The following is a 16,067-nucleotide window of genomic DNA, read 5'->3' as shown; positions in this document are numbered from 1 at the left end:
GTAAAACAAAAGACCATTGAAAACGAAGTAACCTTAAAAGGAGTAGGGTTACATACAGGTGCAAATGTTACCTTAGTGTTTAAACCAGGTGTCGAAAATTCTGGATTTTTATTTGAGCGTGTTGATTTAGAAGGTAATCCTAAAATTGAAGCAGACGCCAACTATGTTACAAACACCCAACGCGGCACTTGTTTAGAAAAAAATGGTGTTACCATTCAGACATGTGAACACGTACTTGCAGCTCTCGTAGGACTTGATGTTGATAACGCGGTCATTGAACTTAATGCTTCGGAACCACCAATTATGGATGGGTCTTCTAAATTCTTCGTGGAAGCCCTTGAAAAAGCAATAATTGTAGAGCAAGATGCATTTAGAGAAGAATATGCAGTTAAGGAAGTGGTGTCTTATGCTGATGAATCTACTGGAAGTGAAATTATCTTAATGCCTTCAGATTCCTATAAAATAACAACAATGGTTGATTTTGGAACTAAGGTTTTAGGAACACAGAATGCCACCATGAATTCCATTTCAGAATTTAAAACTGAAATTGCAGATGCCAGAACATTTAGTTTTTTGCACGAAATTGAAATGCTTCTTGAAAACGGTTTAATTAAAGGTGGAGACTTAAATAATGCTATTGTTTACGTCGATAAGGAATTATCCCTAGCTACCATGGATAAGCTTAGGATAGCCTTTAATAAAGATAATATCGCTGTAAAGCCTAACGGTATATTAGATAATTTAACACTGCACCATCCCAATGAGGCAGCCAGACATAAGTTGTTAGATGTTGTTGGTGACTTAGCTTTAATTGGAACACGAATTAGAGGCAAGGTCATTGCAAATAAACCAGGACACTTTGTAAATACACAATTCGCAAAGAAAATGTCTAAAATGATTAAGAATGAGCGCCGAAACAATGTACCAACAGTTGATTTGAATTCTGCACCATTAATGGATGTGAATCAGATCATGAATATGTTACCGCACAGACAACCATTCTTATTACTAGATAAGGTTTATGAGCTCACGGCGAATTATGTCATCGGTATGAAAAATGTCACAATGAACGAAGAGTTCTTTAAAGGGCATTTTCCAGGTCAGCCTGTTATGCCAGGCGTTTTAATTGTTGAAGCCATGGCTCAAACAGGCGGTATTTTGGTCTTAAGCACTGTTCCAGATCCAGAAAATTACTTAACATTTTTCATGAAAATGGATAATGTAAAATTCAAACAAAAAGTGGTGCCTGGCGATACCTTAATTTTCAAATGTGAGTTAATTACACCAATTAGAAGAGGAATTTGCCATATGCAAGGCTACGCTTACACCAATGGTAAGCTTTGTGCAGAAGCAGAGCTGATGGCTCAAATCTCAAAAGTTAAATAATAATGAACCAACCTTTAGCATACGTACATCCTGGAGCAAAAATTGCAAAGAATGTAGTAATAGAGCCCTTTACAACTATTCATAATAATGTGAAAATTGGTGAAGGCACATGGATTGGAAGTAATGTAACCATTATGGAAGGAGCTCGTATTGGAAAAAACTGTAATATTTTTCCAGGGTCCGTAATTTCTGCAATTCCACAAGATTTAAAATATAATGATGAAGACACTACTGTTGAAATTGGTGATAATGTTACCATAAGAGAGTGCGTTACTATTAACAGAGGTACTTCAGATAAAATGAAAACGGTTATTGGTAATAACTGCTTAATCATGGCTTACAGCCATATTGCACATGATTGTATCGTTGGTAATTACTGTATTTTTTCAAATAATACAACCTTAGCGGGACATGTAACTATTGGTGATAACGTGGTATTAGCCGGTATGGTAGCAGTGCATCAGTTCGCATCTGTTGGAAAGCATGCCTTTGTAACTGGTGGTTCTTTAGTTAGAAAAGACGTTCCGCCTTATGTTAAGGCTGCTCGTGAACCATTATCTTATGTGGGGATTAATTCTGTTGGATTAAGACGACGAGGATTCACCACTGAAAAAATTAGAGAGGTTCAAGACATTTACAGAATACTTTATCAAAAAAATTATAATAATACTCAGGCTTCAGAAATTATTGAAGCTGAAATGCAAGCCACACCTGAGCGTGACGAAATCTTACAATTTATAAAGAATTCGCATCGAGGAATTATGAAAGGCTATTTCAAATCAAATTAACAAAGAACCAAACTAATAATGGCAAGTACATCAGACATAAGAAATGGATTATGCATTAGGTATAATCATGATATTTATAAAATTATTGAGTTTTTACATGTAAAACCAGGTAAGGGTCCTGCTTTTGTAAGAACTAAACTTAAAAGTGTAACGACGGGTAAAGTTATTGATAATACATTTTCTGCTGGTCACAAGATTGAGGATGTCAGAGTTGAAACTCATAAATTTCAGTATTTGTATAATGATGGTGAGTATTATCATTTTATGAATGAAGCAGATTATACTCAGATTCAATTAATGGAAGGTGCTCTAGATCGACCAGATTTAATGAAGGAAGGGGAAGTAGTTACAATTCAGATTAATTCTGAAGATAATATGCCATTATCTGTAGATATGCCAGCCAGTGTTATATTAGAAGTAACACATACGGAGCCAGGTGTTAAAGGAAATACAGCAACAAATGCGACAAAGCCTGCGACTGTGGAAACTGGGGCTACAGTGAATGTTCCTTTATTTATTAACGAAGGTGATAAAATCAAAGTAGAAACTGAAAAAGGAACGTATAAAGAGCGTATAAAGGAGTAAATGAAATTTCCAAAACCCCATACGTTAAAAGAAATAGCCGATCTCATTGGTACGTCCTATGTAGGTGATGATGACTTTCCTGTTTTGGGAATGAATGAAATTCATGTCGTTGAACCTGGGGATATTGTTTTTGTAGATCATCCTAAGTATTACGACAAAGCATTAGAATCTGCTGCGACCATTGTGTTAATTAATAAAGCGGTCGATTGCCCTGAAGGAAAGGCTCTTTTAGTTTCTGACGATCCTTTCCGTGATTTCAATACACTAACCAATCATTTTAGGCCGTTCAAAGCAAGTAATGCGGCAATTGCTGCAAATGCTATTATTGGTGAAGGTACAGTAATTCAACCCAATTGTTTTATTGGAAATAATGTAGTTATTGGCAAAAATTGTGTCATTCACTCAAATGTCAGTATTTATGATGATGCTGTGATTGGTGATAACGTCATAATTCATGCAGGCACAATACTTGGTGCCAGTGCCTTTTATTATAAAAATAGACCAGAAGGATATGATCAGCTTAAATCTGGTGGACGCGTTGTTATTGAGGATAATGTTGATATTGGTGCGGCTTGTACAATTGATAGAGGAGTAACCGCAGATACAACAATTAAGGAAGGTGCTAAAATAGACAACCAAGTTCAGATTGGTCATGATACAATTATTGGTAAAAAGTGTTTAATAGCTTCTCAAGTTGGAATTGCCGGTTGCACAATAATTGAAGATGAAGTTACAATTTGGGGACAAGTTGGTATAACAAGTGGTGTTACTATTGGAAAAAAAGCCATTATTTCGGCTAAAGCTGGTGTGAGTAAATCTTTGGAAGGTGGTAAACATTATTTTGGTATTCCAGCGGATGATTTTAGATCTAAATACAAGGAAATTGCTTCGATTCGAAAAATTCCTGAGATACTAGAAAAATTAAAAGATAAATAGATGTCAGCTAAAGATATAGTCAAGGGCTTTTATGATTCAGATTTGGCGAATGATCCAGATGTTATCTCAAAATTCTTTCATAAAGAATGCCAATTACATTGGACGAGTAGTCAAGGGTTTCAAATATTAAATTACAATGACCTTTTTGTGTTTTTTGAGCAGACAAGAAAGGCCTATGATAATCTCAGATTTGAATTCACTCATTTTATCGCAGCAGGCACTACAATTATAACGAGACATACCTTGTATGGTTCTATTATAGAAGATGCTTCCAATGAATCTGCTTTAGGGCACTTTTCAACCATTTGGGAAGTTAAAGATGGTAAGTTGTACAGAGGTTATGAAATCAGCCAACAAGCTGATGAAAGTAATGCCCAAAGCATGGCATCATATTCCTAAATAAAAATTTTAAAAGCGCTCGTTTATACATCGCAAAACTCTTATTTTTGCACAACAAAAAAGAACAATAAATTTAAAAACACAAATATCTAATGAGCGTTTTAGTTAATAAAAATTCTAAAATTATAGTTCAAGGTTTTACTGGTAGTGAGGGTACTTTCCATGCTGGTCAAATGATTGATTACGGAACAAATGTTGTTGGTGGTGTTACACCAGGAAAAGGTGGTCAAACACATTTAGACAAACCAGTATTTAATACGGTTGCAGAGGCCGTTGAAGAAGTTGGTGCAGACACCACAATTATCTTTGTTCCACCTGCATTTGCAGCAGACGCAATTATGGAGGCCGCAGATGCTGGTATTAGAGTTATTATCACAATTACAGAAGGTATTCCTGTAGCTGATATGATTAAAGCTGCAGATTATATAAAAGATAAAGCCTGCAGACTTGTTGGCCCTAATTGTCCAGGTGTAATTACTCCAGGTGAGGCTAAAGTGGGTATTATGCCAGGTTTTGTTTTTAAGTCAGGTAAAGTTGGTATTGTATCAAAATCGGGTACGTTAACTTATGAAGCTGCTGATCAGGTGGTAAAACAAGGTTTAGGAATAACTACAGCTATTGGTATTGGTGGAGATCCAATCATTGGTACAACAACGAAAGAAGCTGTTGAGTTATTAATTAACGATCCTGAAACTGAAGCCGTTGTAATGATTGGCGAAATAGGTGGTCAGTTAGAAGCTGATGCAGCTCATTGGTATAAAGAGAGTGGGAGCTCAAAACCAATTGTAGGATTTATTGCTGGTGAAACAGCACCTGCAGGACGAACAATGGGACATGCTGGTGCTATTGTTGGAGGTAGTGACGATACAGCACAAGCAAAAAAGAAAATCATGAGAGCATGCGGAATTCACGTTGTAGATTCACCTGCCGAAATAGGAAAGAAAGTGGCTGAAGTATTAGGCTAATGATTTTCTCTAAAACTGTTAAAAACCTTACAAAATCTTGTGAGGTTTTTTTATGTCGTCGTAAATTGTAATTGGTATATTTGAATATGGTATTATCCTATTTGTATAAACCAACTAATCGAAAAATAACAACATGAAATTACTAGAAGGAAAAACAGCAATTATTACTGGTGCAAGTCGAGGAATTGGTAAGGGTATTGCGGAAGTTTTTGCACAACACGGTGCTAATGTCGCATTTACATACAGTTCATCTAAAGATGCAGCGAAAGCATTAGAAGAAGATTTAAATTCTCAAGGTATTAAAGCGGTCGGATATCAGAGTAATGCGGCGAGTTTTGATGACGCGCAGAAGTTAGCAGAAGATGTGCTCGCTGAGTTTGGTTCTATTGACATTCTTGTAAATAATGCTGGTATCACCAAGGATAATTTATTAATGCGCATGGGAGAAGAGGATTTTGATAAGGTTATCGAAGTCAATCTAAAGTCAGTATTTAATATGACTAAGGCAGTACAACGCACCATGCTAAAACAAAGAAAAGGATCTATAATTAATATGTCTTCAGTGGTGGGTGTTAAGGGTAATGCTGGGCAAACCAATTATGCTGCGTCAAAGGCGGGAATCATAGGATTCTCTAAATCTGTAGCTTTAGAATTAGGATCGCGTAATATTCGCAGTAATGTTATTGCACCAGGTTTTATTGAAACTGAAATGACTGCGAAGTTAGATGAAGAAACGGTAAAAGGCTGGCGGGCTGCAATTCCATTAAAACGTGGAGGTACACCAGAAGATATAGCAAATACATGTGTTTATTTAGCGAGCGATTTAAGTGCTTATGTTACAGGACAAGTTCTTAATGTTGATGGTGGTATGCTAACTTAAAAAGGTTAATGCAAACAGAATCGATTTTCTATATCATATTTGCTGGGATAGCGGCGCTTTTATTAGCGCTGTTTCAGTATATATATAAATCGAAATTAAATACTAAACTCAAGTATAGCCTCTTGGCATTGCGCACGCTTTCCATTTTTGGAATTCTACTGTTATTAATTAATCCAAAATTTGAGTCTAAGTCGTATTATGATGAGAAACCATCACTAGTTATTGCAGTAGATAATTCTGAGTCTGTTTCCTACTTAGAACAAGACGCTAATGCTAACGCAATATATAGTGGTCTGAAAGGGAATGAAGCTTTAAATCAGCGTTTTAACATTGAGACCTTTAGTCTTGGAAAGAATGTGAGTGAGGTAGACACGTTTAGTTATAATGAGCCACAATCAAATATTTCACAAGCTCTAAAACAGTTTGGGGAAGTCTATGCAAATCAAGTAGCACCTATCATTTTGGTCAGCGATGGAAACCAGACTTATGGCAGTGATTATAGTTTCATATCAAATTCTATCAATCAGCCTATTTATCCCGTTATACTTGGGGATTCAACAGTATATTCTGATTTAAATATCAAGCAGCTAAATGTAAACCGCTATGTGTATCTAAAGAATCGATTTCCAGTTGAAATTATTGCTAATTATAAAGGAGAAATAGAAGTTACTACTGAACTCAAAATCTGGTCCGGAAATTCTGTAGTATTTCGAAAAACATTATATTTTAATCCAGATAAAACCTCTGAAATTATTTCAACAACATTATTAGCTAATAGGGTTGGTGCAAAAACATATAGAGTGGAATTATCACCACATGACCATGAGAAAAATACAGTTAATAACGTTAAGAGTTTTGGTGTGGAGGTTATCGATCAAAAAACAAATATTGCTATTGTTACCGAGCGTTTACATCCCGACATTGGTGCTTTAAAGAAAGCCATAGAAAGTAACGAACAACGCAGTGTTTCTATTTTAGAACCTATCGAGTATATTAACAACGTTAATGATTTTCAGTTGGTTGTAGTTTATCAGCCAACTAATACCTTCATTAATGTCTTAGAGGAAATTTTTAGTGAAAGACGCAATACCATGATTATTACAGGTAATACCACCAATTGGAATTTACTAAATAACGCTCAGTCATATTTTAAGCAAACCATCACGAACCAATCCGAAGATTTTCAACCTACCTTGAATCGAAATTATAGTACGTTTATAATTGATAAACTTAATTTCGAAGACTATCCACCTTTACAATCGGAATTTGGTAATATTAGTTTCAGTATTCCAAATGATATTGTTTTGACTAAAACAGTTAATAGGGTTGATACGGGACAGTCCATGTTTTCAACCTTTGAAGCAGATGGATGTAAATTTGCCTTATTAAATGGGGAAGGTTTATGGAGATGGCGTGCTCAGTCATATTTGGATACCGAGAGCTTCAATGACTTTGATAATTTTATAGGAAAAATAGTACAGTATTTAAGTTCAAATAAACAACGAAATAGAATTAATATTGATTATAAATCATTTTACAATGGTAATGATGACATTATAATTTCAGCACAGTACTTCAATAAGAATTTTGAGTTTGACAATTCCGCAGCATTAACGTTAGTTTTAAGGAATGAAGAAAACAATACTGTTCGTGAGTTTCCTTTGTTATTAAATGAAGGTAATTATCGTGTCGATTTAAGCGGAGTTGACTCAGGTATTTATAAGTTTACATTAAAACATAACACAGAATCAGTTTCGACTTCGGGTAGCTTTGAAGTTTTAGAATATAATGTGGAACAGCAATTCTTAAATGCAGATATAAATAAGTTAATGTCCTTAGCACGTTCAAGTGAAGGAAATGGTTATTTTTCGGATCAATTTGATAGCTTGGTCAATGATTTATTAAATGATTCGCGCTATCAAATCATTCAAAAAAGCACTAAAAATATCGTACCTTTGATACGCTGGAAATATTTACTTGGAATTATAGCATTGTGTCTTTTTTCTGAGTGGTTTATAAGAAAGTATAACGGATTAATTTAAAAACAAAAACATGGAGAAATTACCAAAAGTTGGCTTGCCAATTTTATTAGGAATCATACTTACTATTGTAATCATTGCTAAATCAGCTGTTACAATAGGATCTGGTGAAGCAGGGGTACTTTATAAGACATTTGGTGGTGGTGTAGTTACTGATGAACCACCCTTAGGTGAAGGCTTTCATATTGTAGCACCTTGGAACAAGGTTTACATTTATGAAGTAAGACGTCAAGAGATCTTCGAAAAAATGAAAGTATTATCGTCTAACGGATTAGATATTCAATTGGATGCATCTGCATGGTATAAGCCAGACGAAAAAAACCTTGGAAAGCTACATCAAGAGATCGGTGACAATTATTTAAATAGAATTATTTTACCAACCATTCGTTCTGCAGCGCGTAGTGTTGTTGGTCGCTATACACCAGAACAGCTTTATTCGAGTAAGCGTGATGCGATACAAAAAGAAATTTTTGAAGAAACAAAGAAAATTGTAGACGAGCAATATATCGTTTTGGATGAAATTTTGGTGCGTGATGTAACGTTACCGCCGACAATTAAAGAGGCCATTGAACGAAAACTAAAACAAGAGCAAGAATCTTTAGAATATGAGTTCAGGTTGGTTACTGCTCAAAAAGAAGCAGAACGTCAAAGAATTGAAGCTCAAGGAAAGGCTGATGCTAACAGAATTTTAAGCGCCTCTTTGACTGATAAGATTTTACAGGATAAAGGAATTGAAGCCACCAACAAATTGGCAGAATCGCCTAACAGTAAGGTAGTTGTTATCGGCTCTGGAGAGAGCGGAATGCCTATTATATTAGGCAACCAATAATTTTTTTAAAAAACACTTGGAATTCTAAAATTATTTTTACAAACTTTGTTTCAACAAACAAATCATGTTAAACAATCAATTACATCATCATTTTCAGGTAATCGCTCAAGCGAGGTGAAAATGTATTGATTAATTTCAACATAAAAAGTAAACCCGTTTGAAAATATCAAATGGGTTTTTTTATTGACTCAATTGATAGGTTCAAATCAATAAAGACAAAATGAGTACACTAAAAATTGCAGTTCAGAAATCAGGAAGGTTAAATGAAGATTCATTAAAGATTCTTAAGGAAATTGGTATTTCTATTGATAATGGTAAGGATCAGCTCAAGGCATCTGCCAGAAATTTTCCACTTGAAGTATTTTATTTAAGAAATGGCGACATACCACAATATCTAAGAGACGGAGTTGTGGATGCTGCTATAATTGGTGAAAATGTGCTTGTAGAAAAAGGAGAGGACATCACTGTTGTAGAAAAATTAGGATTTTCAAAATGCCGAGTTTCTATAGCAGTACCAAAATCATCTGAGGCTAAAAGTCTTAAAGATTTAGAGGGGAAAAAAATTGCTACATCTTATCCTAACACAGTTAACCAATTTTTAGCTAAAAATGACGTGAACGCCAACTTGCACATTATTAATGGTTCTGTGGAAATTGCGCCAAATATTGGTTTAGCGGACGGTATTTGCGATATCGTTTCAAGTGGCAGCACCTTGTTTAAAAACGGTTTAAAGGAAATTGAAGTTTTACTAAAATCTGAAGCTGTTTTAGCTACTTCACCAAAAATTTCACCTGAGAATCAAGTCATTATTGATAAAATTCAGTTTCGATTAAAATCTGTTTTAAGAGGCCGGCAAAATAAATACGTCTTATTAAACGCACCAAATGATAAGTTGAACAAGATTGTAAATATTTTACCTGGAATGAACAGTCCAACCATTTTACCTTTAGCTAAAAAAGGTTGGAGTTCATTACACTCCGTAATTAATAAGAATGATTTTTGGAATGTCATTGATGAGCTTAAGGCTAATGGTGCTGAGGGAATTTTAGTTTGTCCAATTGAAAATATGGTGTTGTAATATGAAGATTTTTGAAAATCCAAATCCAAAGGACTGGACAAAACTCTTAGAGAGACCCACCAAAACTGTTAATGATATCGAAGCTATCGTCAATGACATTTTTAGTGAGGTAAAAGCTAAGGGTGACGAGGCTATACAATCATACACCTCTAAATTTGACAAGGTAGACCTTGGTAGTTTAGTAGTTTCTGATGTAGAAATAGAGGAAGCAAGAAAGCGTACCTCTAAGAAGCTTAAAAAAGCCATGAAATTAGCCAAGAGTAATATTAAGGCGTTTCATAAAGCGCAAAAAACAGATAAGGTAGTTCTTAAAACAATGAAGGGTGTGACTTGTTGGCAAGAAAAGCGACCTATTCAGAAAGTTGGCTTGTATATTCCTGGTGGAACCGCTCCTTTATTCTCAACAGTATTAATGTTGGCTATACCGGCTAAAATTGCAGGTTGTAAAGACATTGTATTATGCTCACCACCAAATAAAGAGGGTAAGATTGCAGATGAGATCTTATATGCCGCAAAACTATGTGGTGTAACAACAATAGTCAAGGTTGGAGGCATTCAGGCGATTGCTGGATTAACATTTGGTACAGCATCCATTCCTCAGGTCTACAAAATCTTCGGTCCTGGGAATCAATATGTAACTGTGGCAAAGCAATTAGCAACAAAGTATGGGGTAGCCATTGATATGCCTGCAGGGCCAAGTGAATTATTGGTAATGGCAGATGAGTCAGCAAATCCAGCCTATGTTGCATCAGATTTATTAAGTCAAGCCGAACATGGGTCTGATAGTCAGGTTATTCTAGTAACAACGTCTAAGAGTTTTGCCGAAAAAGTCAATTTAGAAGTTAAATCACAACTAGAGGTCTTACCAAGAAAGGCTATGGCTTCTGATGCTATTAATAATTCTAAATCAATCGTAGTAGATAATAATACATTAGCACTCGAGTTGATTGATGCTTATGGTCCAGAACATTTTATAGTTTCTACAAATGACAACGATTACTTTGTAGAAAACATTGGTAACGCAGGTTCTGTCTTTATTGGTGATTATACACCAGAAAGCGCTGGTGATTATGCCTCTGGAACAAATCATACATTACCAACAAATGGCTTTTCGAAGGCTTATTCAGGTGTTAACTTAGATAGTTTTCAAAAGAGTATGACCTTCCAGAGAATATCTCAAAAAGGGATAAGAAATATTGGACCTGCTATAGAGTTGATGGCAGAAGCGGAAGGACTACAGGCACACAAAAACGCCGTCACATTACGTTTAAAAGATTTAGAATCATGAATATAGAACGTCTACTTCGTGATAATATAAAAAGCATTAAGGCCTATTCATCAGCAAGAGACGAATATAAAGATGCTTCTGCAGACATGGTTTTTATTGATGCTAATGAGAATCCATTTGAGTCAACTGTTAATCGTTATCCAGATCCACAACAAACTGCTTTAAAGCAAAGATTGTCAGTATTAAAAGGCGTTGAGAAATCACAAATACTTTTAGGTAATGGTAGTGATGAAGTTTTAGATTTAATCTTCAGGGCATTTTGTGAACCCAAAACAGATAATGTTATTACTTTACCACCAACCTATGGTATGTATAAGGTGTTAGCAGATTTAAATGCCATAGACATCCTTTCTGTCGTGCTAGAATCTGATTTTGAACCTAAAGTGGATGAGATACTAAAAATTCAAAATAGTAACTCAAAGCTGTTGTTCTTGTGTTCACCAAATAACCCAACAGCAAATAGTTTCAATGCCGATAAAGTAGAAAGATTAATCAAAGGATTTAAAGGAATCGTTGTCGTTGATGAGGCATACATCGATTTTTCAACTCAAAAGAGTTGGGTAAGTCGACTGAGTGAATTTCCTAATCTTATTGTAACACAAACCCTTTCTAAGGCTTATGGCTTAGCAGGAATTCGATTAGGGATTTGTTATGCATCAGAATTTATAATTAGAGTGCTTAATAAAATTAAACCACCGTACAATATTAATCAATTAACGCAGATAAAAGCCTTAGAGAGACTTGAAGCCCTTTCAGATGTAAAAAATGAGGTTCAAAATATTTTGGAGCAACGCAATATTCTTAGAAATGCATTAGCTCCAATAACATTTATAAAACAGATTTATCCATCGGATGCAAACTTTATTTTGGCAAAGGTAGATGATGCCAATTTGCGATATCACCAGCTTATTGAAAAAGGTATTGTGGTACGAAATAGAACAACACAAGTACTTTGCGAAAACTGCCTACGTTTTACAGTTGGTACAGCAGAAGAGAACAACATATTAATTAAGATATTAAATCAGCTTTCATGAAACCAGTTTTGTTTATAGACAGAGACGGTACACTTATACGCGAACCAGCAGATGAACAAATTGATTCATTTGAGAAGTTAGAGTTTTACCCTAAGGTATTTCAGTACTTAAGTAAAATAGCTAATGAATTGAATTTTGAAATCGTGATGATTACTAACCAAGATGGTTTGGGTACTGAGGTGTATCCTGAAAACACGTTTTGGCCTGTGCATAATTTTGTAATTAAATCATTCGAACAGGAAGGTGTTGTATTTGAGGAGCAATTTATTGATCGAACATTTGCAAAAGATAATGCACCTACACGCAAACCGAATACTGGTCTTTTAACCAAATATTTTTCCGATGACTATGATTTAGCAAATTCATTTGTTATTGGTGATCGTCTTACAGATGTTGAGTTAGCCAAGAATTTAGGAGCGAAAGGTATTTTTATTAACGACAATACAAATCTGGGAACTGATGAAGTGACCGTTAGTGACTCTGAACTGGATAAATTTATAGCTCTTGAATCCAATGATTGGAAAGAAATATATGAGTTTCTGAAAACTACAGAACGGAAAGGTAGCATTGAGCGTAATACTAATGAGACTCAAATTAAAATTGATTTAAATTTAGACGGTAAAGGGGAAAGTAATATTGACACAGGAATTGCCTTTTTCGATCATATGCTAGATCAAATTGCAAGACACGGTCAAATAGATCTAAATATTAAAGTTGATGGTGATTTAGAAGTTGATGAGCACCATACTATCGAGGATACAGCAATTGCACTAGGTGAGGTGTTTGCTACAACACTAGGTAATAAACTAGGTATTGAACGTTATGGCTTTTGTTTACCGATGGACGACTGCTTAGCGCAGGTTGCCATAGATTTTGGAGGTAGAAATTGGTTAGTTTGGGATGCTGAATTCAAGCGTGAAATGATCGGTAAAATGCCAACGGAAATGTTTTATCATTTTTTTAAATCCTTTACTGATGGTGCTAAATGTAATCTGAATATAAAAGTAGAAGGAACCAACGAGCACCATAAAATTGAAGCTATTTTCAAAGCCTTTGCAAAGGCTATAAAAATGGCTGTGAAGCGTGATGTGAATAAGATGATTCTACCATCTACAAAGGGTATGCTCTAATGGATTTGAAAATAGTCAATTACGGAGCCGGTAATATTAAAAGTATTCAGTTTGCTTTTCAACGTTTAGGGTATGATGCAGTTTTAACTGCTGATCCAGAAGCTATATTGAGAGCTGACAAAGTTATTTTTCCAGGTGTGGGTGAAGCGAGTTCTGCCATGCGCAAATTGAAGGAAAGCGGACTAGATACTTTAATTCCAGAACTCAAACAGCCAGTTTTAGGTATATGTTTGGGGATGCAACTAATGTGCAAGTCTACTGAGGAAGGTGATACAAAAGGTTTAGGCATATTTGATACCGATGTAAAACGTTTTTCAAATGAGGTGAAAGTGCCTCAAATGGGATGGAACACGGTAACTAACCTAAACTCTAATTTATTTAAGTCAATTGCGGAAGGGGCTTATATGTACTTAGTACATAGCTATTATGCTGAAAATTGCAATCAGAATATTGCAACGACCGATTATGAGTTGGAGTATGCCTCTGCTTTAGAAAATGATAATTTCTTTGGTGTACAATTTCATCCAGAGAAATCAGGAAAGGTGGGCGAACAGCTATTAATGAACTTTTTAGAATTATAAGATGCGAATAATACCAGCAATAGATATTATTAATGGACAATGTGTACGTCTTACAAAAGGCGATTATGACACTAAAAAAGTCTACAATGAAAATCCTTTAGAAGTGGCCAAAGCTTTTGAGGACTCAGGAATTCAATTCTTACACGTGGTCGATTTAGATGGTGCGAAAGCGAGCCATATTGTAAACTATAAAGTGCTAGAAACTATCGCATCAAAAACAAACCTCAAAATCGACTTTGGTGGTGGATTAAAATCTGATGAGGATTTGAGAATTGCCTTTGAGTCTGGCGCCAATCAAATAACAGGAGGAAGTATTGCTGTCAAAAACCCAGAGGTATTTCAAGGTTGGATTACAACATACGGTGCTGATAAAATTATACTTGGGGCAGATTGTAAGGATGAAAATATTGCCATTTCTGGCTGGCAAGAAGAATCGGATTTAAAAGTGATACCATTTATACATAACTATCAATCAAAAGGCATTCAGTATGTGATTTGTACAGATATTTCCAAAGATGGGATGTTAAAGGGACCATCTTTTCAATTGTATGAGCGGATCCTACAAGAGACTACAGCCGTAAGGCTTATAGCCTCTGGTGGTATTTCACAGTTTGACGAATTACCTCGATTAGAAGAAATGGGATGTGAAGGTGTCATTGTAGGTAAAGCGATTTATGAAAATAGAATTTCATTAAAGGAATTAGAACAATTTATTTTAAATAATTAGCCATGCTCACAAAACGAATTGTTCCTTGTTTAGATATAAAAGATGGTCGCACAGTAAAAGGTGTCAACTTTGTCGACTTAAAAGATGCTGGTGATCCTGTGATATTGGCGAAGCAATATGCGGAATTAGGTGCAGATGAACTCGTGTTTTTAGATATTTCTGCAACGCAGGAAAAACGAAGGACCATGCATGATATGGTCTTAAAAGTTGCAGAACAGGTCAACATTCCATTTACTGTTGGAGGTGGAATTTCTTCTGTTGAGGATGTGGATGATTTATTGCATTGCGGAGCCGATAAGGTTTCTATAAATTCTGCAGCAGTAAAACGTCCAGAATTAATCAATGAGCTATCAAAAAAATTCGGTAGCCAATGTGTCGTTGTTGCTGTAGATGCAAAAAAAATAGGAGAGGAGTGGATGGTTCATTTAGCAGGAGGTACAATCCCTACAGATATTGGACTATTTAAATGGGCAAAGGAAGTTGAAGAACGTGGTGCGGGTGAAATACTGTTCACGTCAATGAATCATGATGGTACTAAAGGTGGTTTTGCCAATGAAGCTATAGGAAAGCTTTCAGATCTTGTTAATATCCCAATTATTGCCTCTGGTGGCGCTGGGACAAAACAACATTTTGTAGATACCTTTATGTTTGGCAAGGCTGATGCTGCACTAGCCGCAAGTGTTTTTCATTTTGGTGAGATTCCAATTTTAGAATTAAAACAAGAATTAAAAAGAAACGGAATAGAAGTGAGATTATGAAAATAGACTTCAATAAAAGTAGTGATGGCCTTGTGCCTGCAATAATACAAGACGCTAAAACTAAAAATGTATTGATGCTAGGTTATATGAACCAAGAGGCCTACGATAAAACAAATGAAATAGGACTAGTAACTTTCTATAGTCGTTCTAAGTCAAGACTGTGGACTAAAGGTGAGGAGAGTGGTAATGTCCTCAGCTTGGTTGATATTAAAATAGATTGTGATAATGATACGCTATTAGTAAGTGTTCATCCTAAGGGCCCCACATGTCATACAGGAACCGATACCTGCTGGCATGAGCAGAATGTTCAGTCTTATGGATTTCTGAGTACTTTAGAAGACGTAATTACCTCTCGAGTTGAAAATGCAGAAGGACAGAAATCTTATGTAGCTTCACTGTTTGCAAAGGGTATTAATAAGGTTGCGCAAAAAGTTGGTGAAGAGGCGGTAGAAGTTGTTATTGAAGCAAAGGATAATAATGACGATCTTTTCTTAGAAGAAAGTGCCGATTTACTATTTCATTATTTGATCTTATTGCAAGCAAAAGGATTTAGGCTTGAACATGTGATTAATATCTTAGAGAGTAGGCATAACAACTAAATAATATGTAAAATTAGGCTGCTATTATCATTAGAAAATAGCAGCCTTTTTTTTATAAATTTAGG

At 35.4% G+C, this 16,067-nt stretch carries 17 protein-coding genes; all 17 read left to right on the top strand.

What is annotated here, in order from left to right; translation table 11 throughout:
- A partial coding sequence (locus HRU49_RS04025; RefSeq protein ID WP_296354411.1) for a bifunctional UDP-3-O-[3-hydroxymyristoyl] N-acetylglucosamine deacetylase/3-hydroxyacyl-ACP dehydratase occupies positions 1-1,386 on the top strand: 1,386 nt, incomplete at its 5' end.
- 2 nt (positions 1,387-1,388) lie between these two features.
- Entirely contained in the window at positions 1,389-2,174 is a 786-nt protein-coding gene (lpxA, locus tag HRU49_RS04020; protein ID WP_296354409.1) for an acyl-ACP--UDP-N-acetylglucosamine O-acyltransferase, read from the top strand.
- Between the two features lie 18 nt (positions 2,175-2,192).
- On the top strand, positions 2,193-2,759 hold the full coding sequence (efp, locus tag HRU49_RS04015) for an elongation factor P (RefSeq protein ID WP_296354407.1): 567 nt from the start codon (positions 2,193-2,195) through the stop codon (positions 2,757-2,759).
- Entirely contained in the window at positions 2,760-3,695 is a 936-nt protein-coding gene (locus HRU49_RS04010; RefSeq protein ID WP_296354405.1) for a UDP-3-O-(3-hydroxymyristoyl)glucosamine N-acyltransferase, read from the top strand.
- Positions 3,696-4,094: a nuclear transport factor 2 family protein gene (locus HRU49_RS04005; RefSeq protein WP_296354402.1), complete on the top strand. Its 399-nt coding sequence runs from the start codon at positions 3,696-3,698 to the stop codon at positions 4,092-4,094.
- Between the two features lie 92 nt (positions 4,095-4,186).
- Entirely contained in the window at positions 4,187-5,059 is an 873-nt protein-coding gene (sucD, locus tag HRU49_RS04000; protein ID WP_296354399.1) for a succinate--CoA ligase subunit alpha, read from the top strand.
- A gap of 133 nt (positions 5,060-5,192) precedes the next feature.
- Positions 5,193-5,939: a 3-oxoacyl-[acyl-carrier-protein] reductase gene (fabG, locus tag HRU49_RS03995; RefSeq protein WP_296354397.1), complete on the top strand. Its 747-nt coding sequence runs from the start codon at positions 5,193-5,195 to the stop codon at positions 5,937-5,939.
- 8 nt (positions 5,940-5,947) lie between these two features.
- Positions 5,948-7,981: a VWA domain-containing protein gene (locus HRU49_RS03990; protein ID WP_296354395.1), complete on the top strand. Its 2,034-nt coding sequence runs from the start codon at positions 5,948-5,950 to the stop codon at positions 7,979-7,981.
- 10 nt (positions 7,982-7,991) lie between these two features.
- The gene (locus HRU49_RS03985) at positions 7,992-8,807 is read left to right on the top strand and encodes a prohibitin family protein (protein WP_296354393.1); all 816 of its coding nucleotides are present in this window, start codon (positions 7,992-7,994) and stop codon (positions 8,805-8,807) included.
- Between the two features lie 220 nt (positions 8,808-9,027).
- Positions 9,028-9,885: an ATP phosphoribosyltransferase gene (gene hisG, locus HRU49_RS03980; protein WP_296354391.1), complete on the top strand. Its 858-nt coding sequence runs from the start codon at positions 9,028-9,030 to the stop codon at positions 9,883-9,885.
- Position 9,886: 1 nt separating this feature from the next.
- A complete protein-coding gene (hisD, locus tag HRU49_RS03975; protein ID WP_296354389.1) occupies positions 9,887-11,173 on the top strand; it encodes a histidinol dehydrogenase in 1,287 nt (428 codons plus the stop codon).
- The gene (gene hisC / locus HRU49_RS03970; RefSeq protein WP_296354387.1) at positions 11,170-12,207 is read left to right on the top strand and encodes a histidinol-phosphate transaminase; all 1,038 of its coding nucleotides are present in this window, start codon (positions 11,170-11,172) and stop codon (positions 12,205-12,207) included. The genes hisD and hisC overlap by 4 nt, the downstream gene beginning before the upstream one ends.
- Positions 12,204-13,337, top strand: coding sequence for a bifunctional histidinol-phosphatase/imidazoleglycerol-phosphate dehydratase HisB (gene hisB, locus HRU49_RS03965; protein ID WP_296354385.1), 1,134 nt, complete (start codon positions 12,204-12,206; stop codon positions 13,335-13,337). Before hisC ends, hisB begins: the two co-directional genes overlap by 4 nt.
- A complete protein-coding gene (gene hisH, locus HRU49_RS03960) occupies positions 13,337-13,918 on the top strand; it encodes an imidazole glycerol phosphate synthase subunit HisH (protein ID WP_296354383.1) in 582 nt (193 codons plus the stop codon). The genes hisB and hisH overlap by 1 nt, the downstream gene beginning before the upstream one ends.
- A 1-nt stretch (position 13,919) precedes the next feature.
- Entirely contained in the window at positions 13,920-14,645 is a 726-nt protein-coding gene (hisA, locus tag HRU49_RS03955; RefSeq protein WP_296354382.1) for a 1-(5-phosphoribosyl)-5-[(5-phosphoribosylamino)methylideneamino]imidazole-4-carboxamide isomerase, read from the top strand.
- Positions 14,646-14,647: 2 nt separating this feature from the next.
- A complete protein-coding gene (hisF, locus tag HRU49_RS03950) occupies positions 14,648-15,403 on the top strand; it encodes an imidazole glycerol phosphate synthase subunit HisF (RefSeq protein ID WP_296354381.1) in 756 nt (251 codons plus the stop codon).
- Entirely contained in the window at positions 15,400-16,002 is a 603-nt protein-coding gene (gene hisIE / locus HRU49_RS03945) for a bifunctional phosphoribosyl-AMP cyclohydrolase/phosphoribosyl-ATP diphosphatase HisIE (protein ID WP_296354379.1), read from the top strand. Before hisF ends, hisIE begins: the two co-directional genes overlap by 4 nt.
- The last annotated feature ends 65 nt before the right edge of the window (positions 16,003-16,067 follow it).

It is taken from the genome of Winogradskyella sp. (genome assembly GCF_013213975.1).
GTDB lineage: Bacteria > Bacteroidota > Bacteroidia > Flavobacteriales > Flavobacteriaceae > Winogradskyella.
The sequence above is the reverse complement of the archived record's forward strand: the minus strand, read 5'-3'. Positions and strand labels throughout refer to the sequence as shown.

What these genes read in the sequence shown, in the direction of transcription:
- HRU49_RS03985 (WP_296354393.1), top strand. Translation starts at nt 7,992, where the DNA reads ATGGAGAAATTACCAAAAGTTGGCTTGCCAATTTTATTAGGAATCATA.
- hisC (WP_296354387.1), top strand. Translation starts at nt 11,170, where the DNA reads ATGAATATAGAACGTCTACTTCGTGATAATATAAAAAGCATTAAGGCC.
- hisD (WP_296354389.1), top strand. Translation starts at nt 9,887, where the DNA reads ATGAAGATTTTTGAAAATCCAAATCCAAAGGACTGGACAAAACTCTTA.
- sucD (WP_296354399.1), top strand. Translation starts at nt 4,187, where the DNA reads ATGAGCGTTTTAGTTAATAAAAATTCTAAAATTATAGTTCAAGGTTTT.
- hisG (WP_296354391.1), top strand. Translation starts at nt 9,028, where the DNA reads ATGAGTACACTAAAAATTGCAGTTCAGAAATCAGGAAGGTTAAATGAA.
- HRU49_RS04010 (WP_296354405.1), top strand. Translation starts at nt 2,760, where the DNA reads ATGAAATTTCCAAAACCCCATACGTTAAAAGAAATAGCCGATCTCATT.
- HRU49_RS03990 (WP_296354395.1), top strand. Translation starts at nt 5,948, where the DNA reads ATGCAAACAGAATCGATTTTCTATATCATATTTGCTGGGATAGCGGCG.
- hisH (WP_296354383.1), top strand. Translation starts at nt 13,337, where the DNA reads ATGGATTTGAAAATAGTCAATTACGGAGCCGGTAATATTAAAAGTATT.
- efp (WP_296354407.1), top strand. Translation starts at nt 2,193, where the DNA reads ATGGCAAGTACATCAGACATAAGAAATGGATTATGCATTAGGTATAAT.
- hisIE (WP_296354379.1), top strand. Translation starts at nt 15,400, where the DNA reads ATGAAAATAGACTTCAATAAAAGTAGTGATGGCCTTGTGCCTGCAATA.
- hisB (WP_296354385.1), top strand. Translation starts at nt 12,204, where the DNA reads ATGAAACCAGTTTTGTTTATAGACAGAGACGGTACACTTATACGCGAA.
- hisF (WP_296354381.1), top strand. Translation starts at nt 14,648, where the DNA reads ATGCTCACAAAACGAATTGTTCCTTGTTTAGATATAAAAGATGGTCGC.
- fabG (WP_296354397.1), top strand. Translation starts at nt 5,193, where the DNA reads ATGAAATTACTAGAAGGAAAAACAGCAATTATTACTGGTGCAAGTCGA.
- HRU49_RS04005 (WP_296354402.1), top strand. Translation starts at nt 3,696, where the DNA reads ATGTCAGCTAAAGATATAGTCAAGGGCTTTTATGATTCAGATTTGGCG.
- lpxA (WP_296354409.1), top strand. Translation starts at nt 1,389, where the DNA reads ATGAACCAACCTTTAGCATACGTACATCCTGGAGCAAAAATTGCAAAG.
- hisA (WP_296354382.1), top strand. Translation starts at nt 13,920, where the DNA reads ATGCGAATAATACCAGCAATAGATATTATTAATGGACAATGTGTACGT.